This window comes from Krasilnikovia sp. M28-CT-15 (assembly GCF_047159595.1).
GTDB lineage: Bacteria > Actinomycetota > Actinomycetes > Mycobacteriales > Micromonosporaceae > Actinoplanes.
Genome location: NZ_BAAGAK010000001.1, coordinates 5616128 through 5629987 on the forward strand (window position 1 = coordinate 5616128; position 13860 = coordinate 5629987).

Annotated in this window: 8 protein-coding genes; 7 read left to right on the forward strand and 1 reads right to left on the reverse strand. The window is 71.3% G+C overall.

The genetic code is table 11. The features are described 5' to 3' along the window. Nucleotides 1-153: 153 nt before the first annotated feature. The 5 genes from ACMCNO_RS25765 to ACMCNO_RS25785 all read left to right on the forward strand — a co-directional run bounded on the left by ACMCNO_RS25765 (nt 154) and on the right by ACMCNO_RS25785 (nt 9968). Nucleotides 154-4455: a GH92 family glycosyl hydrolase gene (locus ACMCNO_RS25765; protein ID WP_412752025.1), complete on the forward strand. Its 4302-nt coding sequence runs from the start codon at nt 154-156 to the stop codon at nt 4453-4455. A 66-nt stretch (nt 4456-4521) separates the two neighbouring features. Further along, a complete protein-coding gene (locus tag ACMCNO_RS25770; RefSeq protein ID WP_412752026.1) occupies nt 4522-4950 on the forward strand; it encodes a PPOX class F420-dependent oxidoreductase in 429 nt (142 codons plus the stop codon). 137 nt (nt 4951-5087) lie between these two features. After that, nucleotides 5088-7883 (forward strand): putative bifunctional diguanylate cyclase/phosphodiesterase, encoded by a 2796-nt coding sequence (locus tag ACMCNO_RS25775; protein ID WP_412752027.1) that lies wholly within the window; start codon nt 5088-5090, stop codon nt 7881-7883. A gap of 57 nt (nt 7884-7940) precedes the next feature. Then, nucleotides 7941-8987, forward strand: a complete 1047-nt coding sequence (locus ACMCNO_RS25780; RefSeq protein WP_412752028.1) for a LacI family DNA-binding transcriptional regulator — start codon at nt 7941-7943, stop codon at nt 8985-8987. A 159-nt stretch (nt 8988-9146) separates the two neighbouring features. Beyond that, nucleotides 9147-9968 carry a hypothetical protein gene (locus ACMCNO_RS25785; protein WP_412752029.1) on the forward strand — a complete coding sequence of 274 codons (822 nt, stop codon included), beginning with the start codon at nt 9147-9149 and terminating at the stop codon, nt 9966-9968. Between the two features lie 17 nt (nt 9969-9985). Here the strand turns inward: ACMCNO_RS25785 and ACMCNO_RS25790 are convergent, their stop codons facing one another. Then, nucleotides 9986-10708 carry a dienelactone hydrolase family protein gene (locus tag ACMCNO_RS25790; protein ID WP_412752030.1) on the reverse strand — a complete coding sequence of 241 codons (723 nt, stop codon included), beginning with the start codon at nt 10706-10708 and terminating at the stop codon, nt 9986-9988. A gap of 110 nt (nt 10709-10818) precedes the next feature. Here ACMCNO_RS25790 and ACMCNO_RS25795 point away from each other — a divergent pair, with 110 nt between their 5' ends. Together ACMCNO_RS25795 and ACMCNO_RS25800 are read left to right on the forward strand one after the other, a co-directional pair. Beyond that, entirely contained in the window at nt 10819-11724 is a 906-nt protein-coding gene (locus ACMCNO_RS25795) for a TIGR03619 family F420-dependent LLM class oxidoreductase (protein ID WP_412752031.1), read from the forward strand. Nucleotides 11725-12830: 1106 nt separating this feature from the next. Beyond that, nucleotides 12831-13859, forward strand: a complete 1029-nt coding sequence (locus ACMCNO_RS25800) for an ABC transporter permease (protein WP_412753810.1) — start codon at nt 12831-12833, stop codon at nt 13857-13859. The last annotated feature ends 1 nt before the right edge of the window (nt 13860 follow it).

Sequence of the window (13860 nt, forward strand, 5' to 3'; positions counted from 1 at the left end):
CGATGTCAATCGACTGTGGTCAAAGTCTTGCGCATCGATGGACGCGGACGTAAGCATGTGTCGCGGACGTTTCGTAGGTTCGTGATCCGGGCACCGGTGCGCCCACCCCACGCGCCGGTGCCCAGGTCCGGGTCACCCAGCGAAGGAGACGGCATGCACCGGTCACGATGGGCGGCAGCGCTGTTCTCCGTCACGCTCGTCGCCGCGGCCGCCGCCGTGGCGTGGGGCGGGGCGGCGGCCGCGGCGCCGACCGACCCGGACGACAGCGCCTCCGGGGCGTTCGCCTCCTCCTTCGAGCCGGGCGATCCGGCGCCCGCGTGGCGCGACACGGCAGAGACCGGCCCCGACGGCGCACCGCGCAGCAGCGGCGTCGACGGCGCCGTCCAGGTGGGCCTGCCGGGCAGCATCCGCGAGCACGTCACCGGGGTCACGGTCAACGCCGAGCCCAACCCGGACGAGAACGGCGCCAACCTCAACGACGCCGACCCGGGCACCAAATGGCTGGTGGACACCCCGACGAGCTGGGCACGCTACACCCTGGACGCCCCCGCCCGCGTCGTGCGGTACGCGCTCACCTCCGCCAACGACGCCCCCGAGCGCGACCCCCGCGACTGGACCCTGGAGGGCTCCGCGGACGGCACCACCTGGACCACAGTGGACAGCCGCGCCGGGCAGAGCTTCGACCAGCGGTTCCAGACCCACACGTACGAGGTGGCCACCCCCGGCTCCTTCGCGGTGTACCGCCTGAACATCACCGGCCATCCCTCCGGCAACCTCACCCAGCTCGCCGACTGGCAGCTCGCCACCGACGACCCGGGCACCCCGCCAGCGACGAGCATGCAGAGCCGGGCCGGCACCGGCCCCGCCTCCTCCCCCACCGCCAAGGCGAACGTCGGCTACACCGGGCGCAACGCGTTCCAGATCGGCGGCCGCCACCTCACCGGCGGCCGGGCGTACGCGTACAACAAGGTCTTCGACGTCAACGTGAGCGTGACGGCCGACACGGAACTGTCGTATCTCGTGTTTCCCGAGTTCAACCGGGACGACCTGAGCAACCCGGCCACGTACACGGCGGTGGACCTGGCGTTCACCGACGGCACGTACCTGTCTGATCTGAAGGCGACCGACCAACACGGTGTCGTGCTCAGCCCGGCCGCCCAGGGCGCCTCGAAGACGCTGTACACCCAGCAGTGGAACCAGCGCACCGCCCGGATCGGCGCGGTCGCGGCCGGCAAGATCGTCGACCGCGTCCTGGTGGGCTACGACAAGCCCGCCGGGCCGACCAGCTTCCGGGCCTGGTTCGACGACATCGTGCTGCGCGTCGCGCCGCCCGCGGCGCCGCGGGCGCACCTGTCCGAGTACGCGGACACCCGGCGGGGCACCCAGTCGTCCGGCGACTACTCGCGGGGCAACAACTTCCCGGCCACCGCGGTGCCGCACGGCTTCAACTTCTGGACCCCGGTCACCGACGCGGGCACCACCAGCTGGCTGTACGAGTACCACCGCGACAACAATGCCGCGAACCGGCCGACGCTCCAGGCGTTCTCCGCCAGCCACCAACCCAGCCCGTGGATGGGCGACCGGCAGACCTTCCAGGTGATGCCGTCGGGCGCCACCGGCGTGCCGGACGCGGGCCGCGCAAACCGGGCTCTCGCCTTCGGGCACGAGAACGAGGTCGCCCGCCCGTACTACTACGGCGTCACGTTCGACAACGGCATGAAGACCGAGATCGCCCCGACCGACCACGCGGCGCTGATGCGGTTCACGTTCACCGGCGAGCGCGGCAACCTCGTCCTGGACAACGTCAACGCCAACGCGGGCCTGAGCATCGACGCCGCGAACCGGTCCGTCTCCGGCTGGTCCGACGTGAACAGCGGCGGCCTGTCCGCCGGATGGACCCGGATGTTCATGTACGCCGTGGCCGACCGCCCGGTGGCCGCCAGCGGTTCGCTGTCCAGCGGGAACCGCCCGTCGACCGGCTACCTGGCGTTCGACACCTCGGCGGAGAAGACCGTGACGCTGCGGATCGCGACGTCGCTGATCAGCGTCGCGCAGGCCCGGCACAACCTGGAGCTGGAACTCGCCGCTTCCGCGACCGTGGAGTCGGTGCGCGACGCGGCCCAGCGGCAGTGGGACGCCCGGATGCACACCGTCGAGGTCGAGGGCGCCACCTCCGACCAGTTGGTCACGCTCTACTCGAACCTGTACCGCCTGTTCCTCTACCCGAACTCCGGCTACGAGAACACCGGCACCGCCGAAGCGCCCGTGTACCGGCACGCGGTGCAGTCGTCGACCACCACCCCGGCGAGCACGCCCACCGAGACCGGCGCCCCGGTCAAGGACGGCAAGGTGTACGTCAACAACGGCTTCTGGGACACCTACCGCACCACGTGGCCCGCGTACTCGCTGCTCACTCCCGGCGAGGCCGGTGAGATGGTCGACGGGTTCGTGCAGCAGTACCGCGACGGCGGCTGGATCTCCCGGTGGTCCGCGCCCGGCTACGCCAACCTGATGGTCGGCACGAGTTCCGACGTGGCGTTCGCAGACGCGTTCCGCAAGGGCGTGACCGTCGACGCGGAGACGGCGTACAAGGCCGCGCTGAAGAACGCGACCGTCACCCCGCCCAACGCCAACGTGGGCCGCAAGGGCCTGGCCACGTCGATCTTCAAGGGGTACACGCCGAGCGACGCCACCGGCGAGGCCATGTCGTGGGCGATGGACGGCTACATCAACGACTTCGGCATCGCCGGGATGGCCGCCGAACTGGCCAAGCGGGGCGGCCCCAGGGCAGCCGAGTACGCCGAGCAGGCCGAGTACTTCCGCAACCGCGCCCAGAACTACGTGCACATGTTCGACCCGTCGGTGAAGTTCTTCCAGGGCCGCGACTCCAGCGGCACCTGGCGACTGCCCGCCGACCGGTACGACCCGCGGGTGTGGGGCTACGACTACACCGAGACCGACGGCTGGAACATGGCGTTCCATGTGCCGCACGACGGCCAGGGCCTGGCCAACCTGTACGGCGGCCGCGACGCCCTCGCGAAGAAGCTGGACACGTTCTTCGCCACCGGCGAGACCGCCGGTTTCCCCGGCTCGTACGGCGGCACGATCCACGAGATGCTGGAGGCCCGCGACGTCCGCCTCGGCCAGTACGGTCACAGCAACCAGCCCTCGCACCACATCATCTACATGTACGACTACGCCGGTCAGCCCGCGAAGGCCCAGGCGCTGGTCCGCGAGGCACTGTCCCGGCTGTACCTGGGCAGCGAGATCGGCCAGGGGTATCCGGGCGACGAGGACAACGGCGAGATGAGCGCCTGGTACGTCTTCAGCGCGCTCGGCTTCTACCCGTTGCAGATGGGCAGTCCCGCGTACGCGATCGGCTCCCCGCTGTTCACCAAGGCGACGGTGCACCTGGAGAACGGCAAGAAGATCGTCGTGAACGCGCGCAACAACAGCGCCCGCAACGTCTACGTGCAGTCGCTGACGGTCAACGGCCAGCCGTACACCTCGACGTCGCTGCCGCACGCGCTGCTGGCGGGCGGGGCGACGCTGGACTTCACGATGGGCGACCAGCCGTCCGACTGGGGCACCGGGGCCGACGCCGCCCCGCCGTCGCTGACCACCGGCACGGCTGCGCCCGACCCGCTGCGCGACCTGGCCGCCCCGGGCAAGGGCACCGCGACGGAACCGGCCCTGATCGACGACAGCACCGGCACCCGGGTCGTCTTCCCCACGGCCATCCCGACCTGGCAGTACCAGTTCACCGGCTCCGGGGAGCGGGCCGAGTTCTACACACTCACCTCGGGGGCGGTCGCGGGCGACCCGACCGGCTGGCGGCTGCGCGGCTCGTACGACGGGACCCGCTGGACGACGATCGACGAGCGCAGAGGGCAGAGCTTCGACTGGCGGCTACAGACCCGGCCGTTCAAGATCGCAACGCCGGGCACCTACCGCTACTACCGTCTGGAGGTGACCGGGAACACCGGCCAGGCCAGCACCACGCTGGCCGAGGTGGAGCTGCTCGGGCATCCCGCTCCGGTGTGCTCCACCACGATCGCGGACCAGGTGGTCGGGGCCGTATCGGTCCGGTCCGGGGTGACGTGCCTGCGCGGGGCCACGGTCACCGGCCTGGTCAGCGTCGGCAACGGCGCGTCGCTGTACGCCACGGACGCGCACCTGCGCGGCGCCCTGACCGCCACGGGCGCGGGCACGGTGGCGTTGCAGCACACCACCGTGACCGGGCCGGTCACCGCGACCGGAGCGACCGCGGTGTCCATCGAGGACTCCACCGTCTCGGGACCGGTGTCGCTGGTGCGCAACCGCGGCACCGCGCTGGTCTCCGGAAATACCATCGGCGGAGCGCTGACCTGCACGGGCAACCATCCCGCGCCGGTCGACAACGGCCTGGACAACACGGTGTCCGGCCCGCGCCGGGGTCAGTGCGCCACGCTCTGATCCGCCGGGAGGTGCTTCCGCGCCGCGGTCCCACCGGACCGCGGCGCGTTGCATAGGGTGGGTTCCATGTCTGAGCAAGTTCTGTGGGATCTCGTCGTCGCCGCCAACCTGGGCACGCTCGCGACGATCAAACGCGACGGGCGGCCCCAGCTGTCCGATGTCAACTACACCGCCGACGCCGACGCCCGGGTGCTGCGCATCTCCACCCGTACCGAACTGGCCAAGGTCAAGAATCTGCGCCGCGACCCGCGCGCCAGCCTGAAGGTCACCGCGCCCGGCGGCGCCGGGTACGCGGTCGTCGAGGCGACCGCCGAGCTGTCCCCGCCCTCGGCCGACGAGCACGACGCGACCGTCGAGGAGTTGATCGAGGTGTACCGGCAGGCCGCGGGCAAGGAGCACCCCGACTGGGAGGACTACCGGCGGGCGATGGTGGCCGACGGCCGCCTCGTCCTGCGCCTGCACGTGGAGCGGCTGTACGGCTGGGTGCTGGCCTGAGGGGGTCGGCAACCCGATTGCACCCCGCGCCGGGCCGCTCCGCTTCAGGTTTGCCTCAAGGTCGCCCGGCCCGGACCCGATGTCTGCGGCATGGCCACCCGACCCGCAGGGCGTTCCCCTGGAGCCGGAGAGAACTGATGGCAGCCGAGACGCAAGCTCCGGCCCCCATCGCCGCGCTCACGCGCCGCGCACAGCACCGGCGTGCGTGGGTGCGGCTGAGCGTGCTCGTGGCCGTCCTCGTCGCGCTGTTCGGCGGCATCCTCGGCACGGACGCGTTCGGGACTCCCGCCACCCGGGTGATCTCCATGGTCGGGCTCGCGGTCGTGGCGCTCGCCACGGCGCTCGCCATCGTGGTCCGCGCCGCGGGGTGCACGCACCGGGCCCGGCTCGGCTGGCTGCTGGTCGGCCTCGGTGTGCTCTCCTGGGGGCTGGGTCAGGTGTGCTGGCTCTACCTGGTGCTGGTCCGGGGCGACAGTCTGCCGTTCCCGTCCGTGGCCGACGTCGGATATCTCGGCATGGTCCTGCTCACCCCCGCCGGGCTGCTGGTGCTGCCCGCGGACGAGCAGACCCTCGCCAACCGGGCCCGCAGCCTGCTCGACGGACTCATGGTGGCCACCTCGCTGGCGCTGATCGCCTGGCTGCTGGTGGTCGATCCGCTCCTGCACGCAGGCGGCACCGGCGGCACGGCGCTCGCCCTCAGCCTCGCGTACCCGCTGGCCGACGTCGTGATCATCACGATCGTGGTGTACATGCTCGCGCTGCGCCGCCGCACCGGGGCGATGTCCGCTCGGCTGGCCCTGGTCGGCGCCGGCATCTGCGCGTTCGCGATCTCCGACGTCGGATACGCCTATCTCAACCTGGTCGGCACGTACGCGTCCGGCGGGGTCACCGACATCGGGTGGTTCGCCGGCTTCGCGCTGATCCTGCTGGCGGCGTGCGGACCGGCTCGCGCCGAGGACGCACCCGTGGCCGCGCGGGCGAGCACCAGGCGCCCGGTCGGGGTGCTGCCGCCGTACGTGGCCGTGCTGGCAGCGCTGGCCGTCTCCATCTGGTGGTCGTCGAACCACGGCTACAGCAACCCGTTCATGACGTACGGCCGGACCGTGCTGACGGTGCTCATCGTGGGCCGCCAGCTGCTGGCACTGGCCGAGAACCGCAACCTCACCCGGACCCTGGAGTTCCGCGTCGCGGACCAGACCGCCGAACTGGCCGCCAGCGAGCACCGCTACCACGCCCTCGTGCAGTACGGCTCCGACGTGATCACCGTGGTCGACCCGCGGTCGCGGGTGCTGTATCAGAGCGAATCGGCGCAGCGGGTGTTCGGCTTCAGCCCACGGCAGGTGAACGGGCGGATGCTGACCGAGTTGCTGGACTCCGAGTCCGCGGCCCGGCTGACCGAGGCACTGGCCACCGCCCTGGAACGCCCGGACGACTCTGTCGTGATGGAGCTCCGCGTCCCGCATGCCGACGGGCAGCCTCGCGAGTCCGAGGTGACCGTGACCAACCTGCTCGACGATCCCAACGTGGGCGGCCTGGTGCTCAACACGCGGGACGTCAGCGTGCGCCGCCAGTTGCAGGAACAGCTGGTGCATTCGGCGTACCACGACGCGCTGACCCAGCTGGCAAACCGGACGCTGTTCCACGAGCGGGTCGCCACGGCCCTGCGGCAGCGGACGCCCGACACCGACGTGACCGTGCTCTACCTGGACCTGGACGGGTTCAAGGAGGTCAACGACAGCCTCGGACACCTCGCGGGCGACCGTCTGCTCGTCGGTGTCGCGGAGCGGCTGCGGGCCTGCGTCCGCCCGGGCGACCTGATAGCCCGCTTCGGCGGGGACGAGTTCGCGGTGCTGGTGCAGGCGCCGACGGGCGCGCCCGACGCCGAGCAGGTCGCGCGCCGCATCCTCGCGGGTCTGCACGAGCCGTTCACGTTCGACGGCCGCGACCTTCACGTACGCGCCAGCATCGGGCTCGCGGCCGCCGCCACCGCCGGGGAGCCGGCACCCGGCTCAGTGGGGCGGCAGCTGACCGGGGAGGCGGCTGAGGCCGAGCAGCTGATGCGCAACGCCGACCTCGCCATGTACCGGGCGAAGGCGGCGGGCAACGGCCTGGCCAGCTACGACCCGGAGATGCTGGCCGGGCTGATCCAGCGCCTGGAGCTGGAGGCGGACCTGCGGCTGGCCCTCGAACGCGACGAGCTGCTGCTGCATTACCAGCCGTCGATCGGTCTGACGAGCAACCGGGTCGTGGGGTTCGAGGCGCTGGTGCGCTGGCAGCACCCGACCCGCGGCCTCATCGAGCCGATGGACTTCATCCCGATGGCCGAGGCGACCGGGCTGATCGCGCAGGTGGGGCGCTGGGTGCTCCGCGAGGCCTGCCAGCAGGCGGCCGTCTGGAACGCCGAGGGCGCCGACCCGGTGATCATGGCGATCAACGTGTCGGTCCGCCAGTTCGACCGGACCGACCTGGCCGCGGAGATCGCCGAGCAGCTCACGGCGTCCGGCCTGGCCGCGGACCGGCTCTGCCTGGAGATGACGGAGAGCGTGCTGATGACCGATACCGAGGAGAACCTGGCCCAGCTGATCCGGCTCAAGGCGCTCGGGGTACGCCTCGCGATCGACGACTTCGGCACGGGCTACTCCTCGCTGGCCTACCTGCGGCGGTTCCCCGTGGACACGTTGAAGATCGACCGTTCCTTTGTGGAACGCCTGGGCGAGCAGGCCGACGACGCCGCGCTGGCCGAGACGATCGTGCAGCTCGGTGAGAGTCTGGGGATGTCCACGGTCGCTGAGGGCGTCGAGGAGTACGGCCAGCTCGCGGCATTGCGCGAGATGGGCTGCAACGAGGCTCAGGGCTTCTACTTCTCCCACCCCGTGCCCGCCGACGAGGCCGGCCGCCTGCTGCTGGAGGGTTCCGCGGCGCCCCGAGCCTAGGCAGGCCCGCGCCCGCAGAGGCGCTTGCCTCGATAGGCCGGTGCTATAACAATCGCCATGAGTACGCGTCCCTCGCGCGGTGGGCGGAACCCCACAATGGACCAGGTCGCCGAGGCGGCGGGGGTGTCCCGGGCCACGGTGTCACGCGTCATCAACGGCGCACCCACGGTCGACGCGAAGATCCGCGAGATCGTGCAGCGCGCCATCGCCGAGACCGGTTACGTACCCAACGGCGCCGCCCGCACGCTGGTGACCCGCCGGACCAACTCGGTCGCCCTGGTCATCTCCGAGCCGGAACGCCCGAACGGCTCGTCCTTCCTCAACCGGGTCTTCACCGACCCCTACTTCGGCCGGGTCACCGCCGGAGCCACCGGCGCGCTGCGGCCGCACGACATCCACCTGGTGATCGTCCCGGCGGACTCGTCCGGCCACCACCACGTGCTGCGCTACCTGCGCCAGGGCCACGTCGACGGGGTGCTGCTGATCAGCAGCCACGAGCAGGACCCGCTCCCCCGGCTCGTGTTCGAGCTGGGCATTCCGGCCGTGGTGTCGGCCCGCCCCGCGCGGCCGCTGGCGCTCAGTTACGTGGATGTGGATCAGCGCCTCGGCGCCCGGCTGGCCGCCGATCGCCTGCTGGCCCGGGGGTGCCGCCGCCTCGCCACGATCACCGGGCCGCTGGACTCGCCGGCCGGGCACGACCGCTTCGACGGCTTCCGCGCACACCTGGCCGTCCGGGGTCTGTCCGATGTGCCGTACCTGGCGGGCGACTTCACCCGGGCCGGGGCCGAGCAGCTCACCCGCGAGCTGCTGCGCCGCCACCCAGAGGTGGACGGTCTCTTCGTGGCCAGCGACCTGATGAGCGAGGGCGCGCTGCGCGCGGTGCAGGACCTGGGCCGCCGGGTGCCCGAGGATGTCGCCGTGGTCGGCTTCGACGACAGCAGCGCGGCACTGGACTGCCGGCCCCTGCTGACCACGGTCCGCCAGCCCGTCGAGGAGATGGCGGCCGAGATGGCCGGGATCCTGCGCACGCACATCGCCGCCCCCGGGCGGCTGTCCCGATCGGTGACGTTCCAGCCCACTCTCGTCATCCGCGATTCCGCGTGAGCGAGTGCACCGAGCGCACGCCCGGCCAGCAGCGCGTGAGCCCGGGCCACGGGCGGGGGTCCCTCGGACGGGGTGGCCTGTCACCCGCACGGGCGGGGCGCCGATCGCACATCCGACAGGCCGACCGGCCCGGCGCGGCGTGCCGGTACAAACGGCTGCATGTCCGCCGATTTCCTGACCATCGACAGCCCTGCCGACGTCGCCCTCGCGGCCCGGGCGTTGCACGACGGGCGGGTGGTCGCCACCGCGTTCGGCAACATCTACGCCATCGTCGCCGAGCCGTCGGCGACGGCCGTCCGCCGGGTCAATCTCGCCAAGGGACGCCCGGCCGGGCAGATCGGCAGCGTCACGGCTGCCGCGGACGGCATCCCGGCCCTGTTCGACTGGACCGAGGTCGCCCGGCGCCTCGACGTCCCGCGCCTGGCCGCGCTGCTGGTGGCGCTGGCCCGGACGGGGCCGATCGGATTCCGCGGCCCGGCCGCCGCCCACCTGCCCGAACACCTGACCCAGGTCGACGCCGGGGTCCGCACCGCGCAGGTGATCACCCCCGGCACCGCCTGCCCGTCCAACGCGCTGTTCGCGCAGGCCACCGCGGCATTGGGCCGCGACCACCTGTACGTCACCTCCGCGAACCGTTCCCGGCACGCGACCGGGGCCGCGGAGGAGCCCGCGCACTGGCGCGCCGCCGAGCTGGAGGCCGACCTCGGGCACGTACCGGACCTGACCGTCATCGCGCACCGCGACGAGGAGGCGGCCCGCGCCGCGTACCCGCGTCATCAGCCGATGTCCGTGACGCTCGTGTCGTTCCATGACCCTGGCACCGGCGTTTCGCCGGTACTCACGGTCGAGCGGCACGGATCCCTGCACCTCTCGGACGTCAGGCGGATCGCCGCGCCGCTGGGATTCACCGTGACCCCCGGCCGGGCCGCCGCGCGGCGCCTGCCGATGCGCGCGTACGCGCGGGTCCAGGCCCCGGCCTGAAACGGTGGCCCTGCCGGTCAGCGCAGGTGTTCGGCGAAGAACGCCTCGATGCGCTGCCACGCGTCCGCGGCGGACGCGGGCTCCGGGCCGATCTTCAACATCCGCATGAGCGGCCAGAGGACCCTGGGGCCGGTCGGTCCCTCGTTGAGGAACGAGTGTCCGGCCGCGGGGTACTCCTTGACGTCGTGCGCGACTCCGGCACGGGTCAGCGCCGCGGTCAGCTTCGGGGCGGAGCCGGGCAGCCAGTCGCGGCCGGCGTAACTGGCCACCATCGGGCAGGCGCCCGCCATCGTGCCGTCGAGGTCGCGCGGCAACTCACCGTAATTCGCTGCGGCAGCGTCGTAACGGCCCGTGCCGGCCAGCACCAGCGCGAAGCCGCCGCCGAGGCAGAAGCCGATCACCCCGACCCGGCCGGTACAGCCGGGCGAGGCGGTGAGCCAGGCGCGGCCCGTCTCCAGGTCGGTGAACGCCCGGCCCTCGCCGCGGCGGGCGGCACGTACCGTGGAGACCAGGCAGCGCCGCATGCCACCGGAGCTGTACAGGTCGATCGCCAGGGTCAGGTACCCGGCGGCGGCGAGCCGGTCGGCGTGGCGCATCACCACATCGGTGAGGCCGAAGGACTCGTGCACCACCAGCATGCCCGGCCACGGCCCGTCACCGGGCGGGGTGGCGAGGTATGCGCGCAGCGTCGGCGAACCGGCGTTGGCCGCGCTCGCCTCGCTCAGATCGACGAAGCTCATTGTGATCACCCTAGCGATCAGTGTCCCCGGTGGACATCACGTGCGGCAGGGTCTGCCCGTACGGGCACCGGCCGGGACACCGCGACACGGCCCCGGGTTACTGTGACCGCATGTTGATCAGCTGGGGTTGCCCGGTCTCCGGGGTGTGGGCCGACCCGGTGTCGGTGACGAGCTTCGCGATGCGCGCGGAAGAGCTGGGATATCACGGCCTGTGGACGTTCCAGCGGCTGCTCGTCGGCCAGGAGCAGGACCTCGCGCCGGTCTACCGCAGCGTGCTCGACCCCCTGCTGGCGCTGACGTACGCCGCGGCCCGCACGGACCGGATCCGGCTCGGCGTTGCGGTGATCAACCTGCCGTACGTCTCCCCTGCCTACCTGGCCAAGCAGGCCGGCACGCTGGACGTGCTCTCCGGCGGGCGGTTCGATCTGGGGCTGGGCACCGGCTGGTCGGAGCCGGAATTCGTCGCGACCGGCTCGCGTCCGAACCCGCGCGGCAAGCGCACCGAGGAGTACGTCGGGGTTCTGCGCACGCTGTGGAACGACGAGGTCAGCGTGTTCGAGGGCGACTGCTACACCGTGGCGCCGAGCGTCATGGCGCCCCGGCCGGTGCAGCCGGGCGGGCCGCCGATCCTGCTCGGCGGCACCGCCGAGGTGGCGTTGCGCCGGGCGGGCCGGATCGCCGACGGCTGGGTCAGCAGCAGCGGCGCCACGCTGCCGGACATCACCCGGGGTGCCCGGCTCGTGCGGCGGGCGGCCGAGGAGGCGGGCCGCGATCCGGATGCGGTGCGCATCGTGGTGCGCGGCGTGGTGCGGGCCGGCCGCCGCGATGACGCCGCTCCGCTGTCGGGCACGTTCGCGCAGATCCGCGCGGGCGCGGAGCGATACGCGCAGGCGGGTGTCACGGAACTGTTCTACGACCTGAACTGGGACCCGTTGATCGGCTCACCGGACGCGGACCTGCGGGCGGCCGCAGATCGGGCCGAGGAGATCCTCACCGCACTCGCCCCGGCCCACTGAGCCGCAGCGATTACCGGGTCCACAACTGCGGTCCGGAAAATAGCCCGAAGCGCCGTTATACCGAATTGCGCCGCCGGACCGAGGAATAGGCGCGAACCGGACTTTCGGCGACGATTCCGTCCGGCATCATTCCCCAAGCCGGAGCATTCGCCACAAATTGTCGGCCTGACGGATTCATCGAGCCATGCCGACCCAAGGGAGCCGCTGCCCCGGCTCGGCCGGGCCCGGGCAAGCGGCGACGGTCACCGTCACCACCACGGGTGATGTCCCGGTGCCGGAGCGTGACCGCGGTCGAGTTCCGGCACATCCGGGACCCTCGGGTGGTCGCGCGGGCCCGCAGCCCGCCGCGCCGGGCAGCCCCACGCGGCCACCCGGTCCCGCGCCCCGGCCCAGCGAATCCAGGGTGGAATTGACGCGAACGATTGCCCACGGAAACCCGTCCGCAAACCGGGATTCTTTCCGCGGCGCGGCATCCCGGGTCACGGTGTCGGCGCGCGTACTGTCGGCACATTGACGCCAATGCGTCCGGGAGCGCGTTTTTCCGCCGCACCGCATCGGCCAGGCTGTGGCGAACAACACCGCGAGACACGCCGCCGGCGCCCGTCGGGGCCCATCGAAGACACCCGCGAGCCCCTCCCCGAGGCGGCCGCCCGACACCGGCGGATCGCGTGGTTTCGTCGATTTGCCCGGCTCGTCACCGAAAATCTTCCCGTTGATCATGCGTCCGGCCGCGCCCCTTCCCGCATGACCCCCTCCTTCGCGAAACCTGCCCGAAACACTTGACCAAGCGGTTGGCAAATCCGATGAAAGTACTGTGGGCAGTATGGTCGTTACGCCACGTGATGATGAGCGACACCTACCCGACATAACGGGCAGCCGAAAAGTCCGCCTTCTCGCTGCTCCTTGGTGTTTGATCGTTATGTGAGGGGTGCACTTGTGACGGCGATCATGGCCCCTCGCACCTGAGCTGTTATTCATTCGATGCGTCAACTCATTTCCTACGGCCCACTTGCCGACTACGTTCCAAGCGCAGCGTCCGAATACCTCTCACGCACGACGCACGTGGAGGTGTCGTGTCCCATGGAGGTGACTAACGCGTGGAACCGATGATTGAGGAAGCCGATCTCACGAGGACCGGCCTGCCGTCCGGCTCGGGACCCACGTCCGCCGCGAACTCCGCGACGGAGAAGAAGACCGGCAAGACGCGGGGCAAGTCCCCGACCGGCATCGCCCTGGCGCGCCTGCGTAAGGACAAGGTCGCGGTCACCTGCGCGGGCATCTTCGTGTTGTTCATCCTGATCGCGATCTTCGCGCCGCTGCTGGCCCACCTCGAAGGCCAGTCGCCGACCGAGAAGCACTTCGACCTCATCGACCAGTACGGCTTCCCGACCATCGGACCCACCAGCGAGCACTGGTTCGGTGTGGAGCCCCGCCTGGGCCGCGACCTGTTCGCCCGGTTCGCCTACGGGGCCCGGCCGTCCCTGCTGGTCGCGGGCTCGGTCACGATCATCACCACGATCATCGGTGTCGTCGTCGGCCTGATCACCGGCTTCATGGGCGGCTGGATCGACCGGATCCTGTCCTGGGTCATCGACTTCGTACTGAGCTTGCCGTACCTGCTGTTCGCGATCGCCGTCCCGGCGGCGCTGCTGGCGGTGTTCATCGGCGCCGACGCTGAGAACGCCTCCGCGGAGGACGTGGCCACGGTGCGCTTCTACTCACTGATCATCGTCCTGTCGTTCTTCGGCTGGGCCAGCCTGGCACGGCTGATCCGCGGCGAGGTGCTGTCCCTGCGCGAGCGTGAGTTCATCTCCGCCGCGAAGGTGCTCGGCGTGCCCACCCGCAAGGTGCTGTTCAAGGAGTTGCTGCCCAACCTGGTGGCACCCATCGTCATCTCGGTCTCGATGGCCCTGCCCAGCTACATCGTGACCGAGGCGGGTCTGACCTTCCTCGGCGTCGGCCTCTCCGAGCCGACGCCGTCGTGGGGCCTGACCATCTCGGCCGCCCAGAACTTCTACCGGGCCGACCCGCTGTACCTGTGGATCCCGGTCCTGGCCATCACGATCCTGGTCCTGGCACTGAGCCTGCTCGGTGACGCAATCCGTGACGCATTTGATCCCCGCACCCGACGGTGAC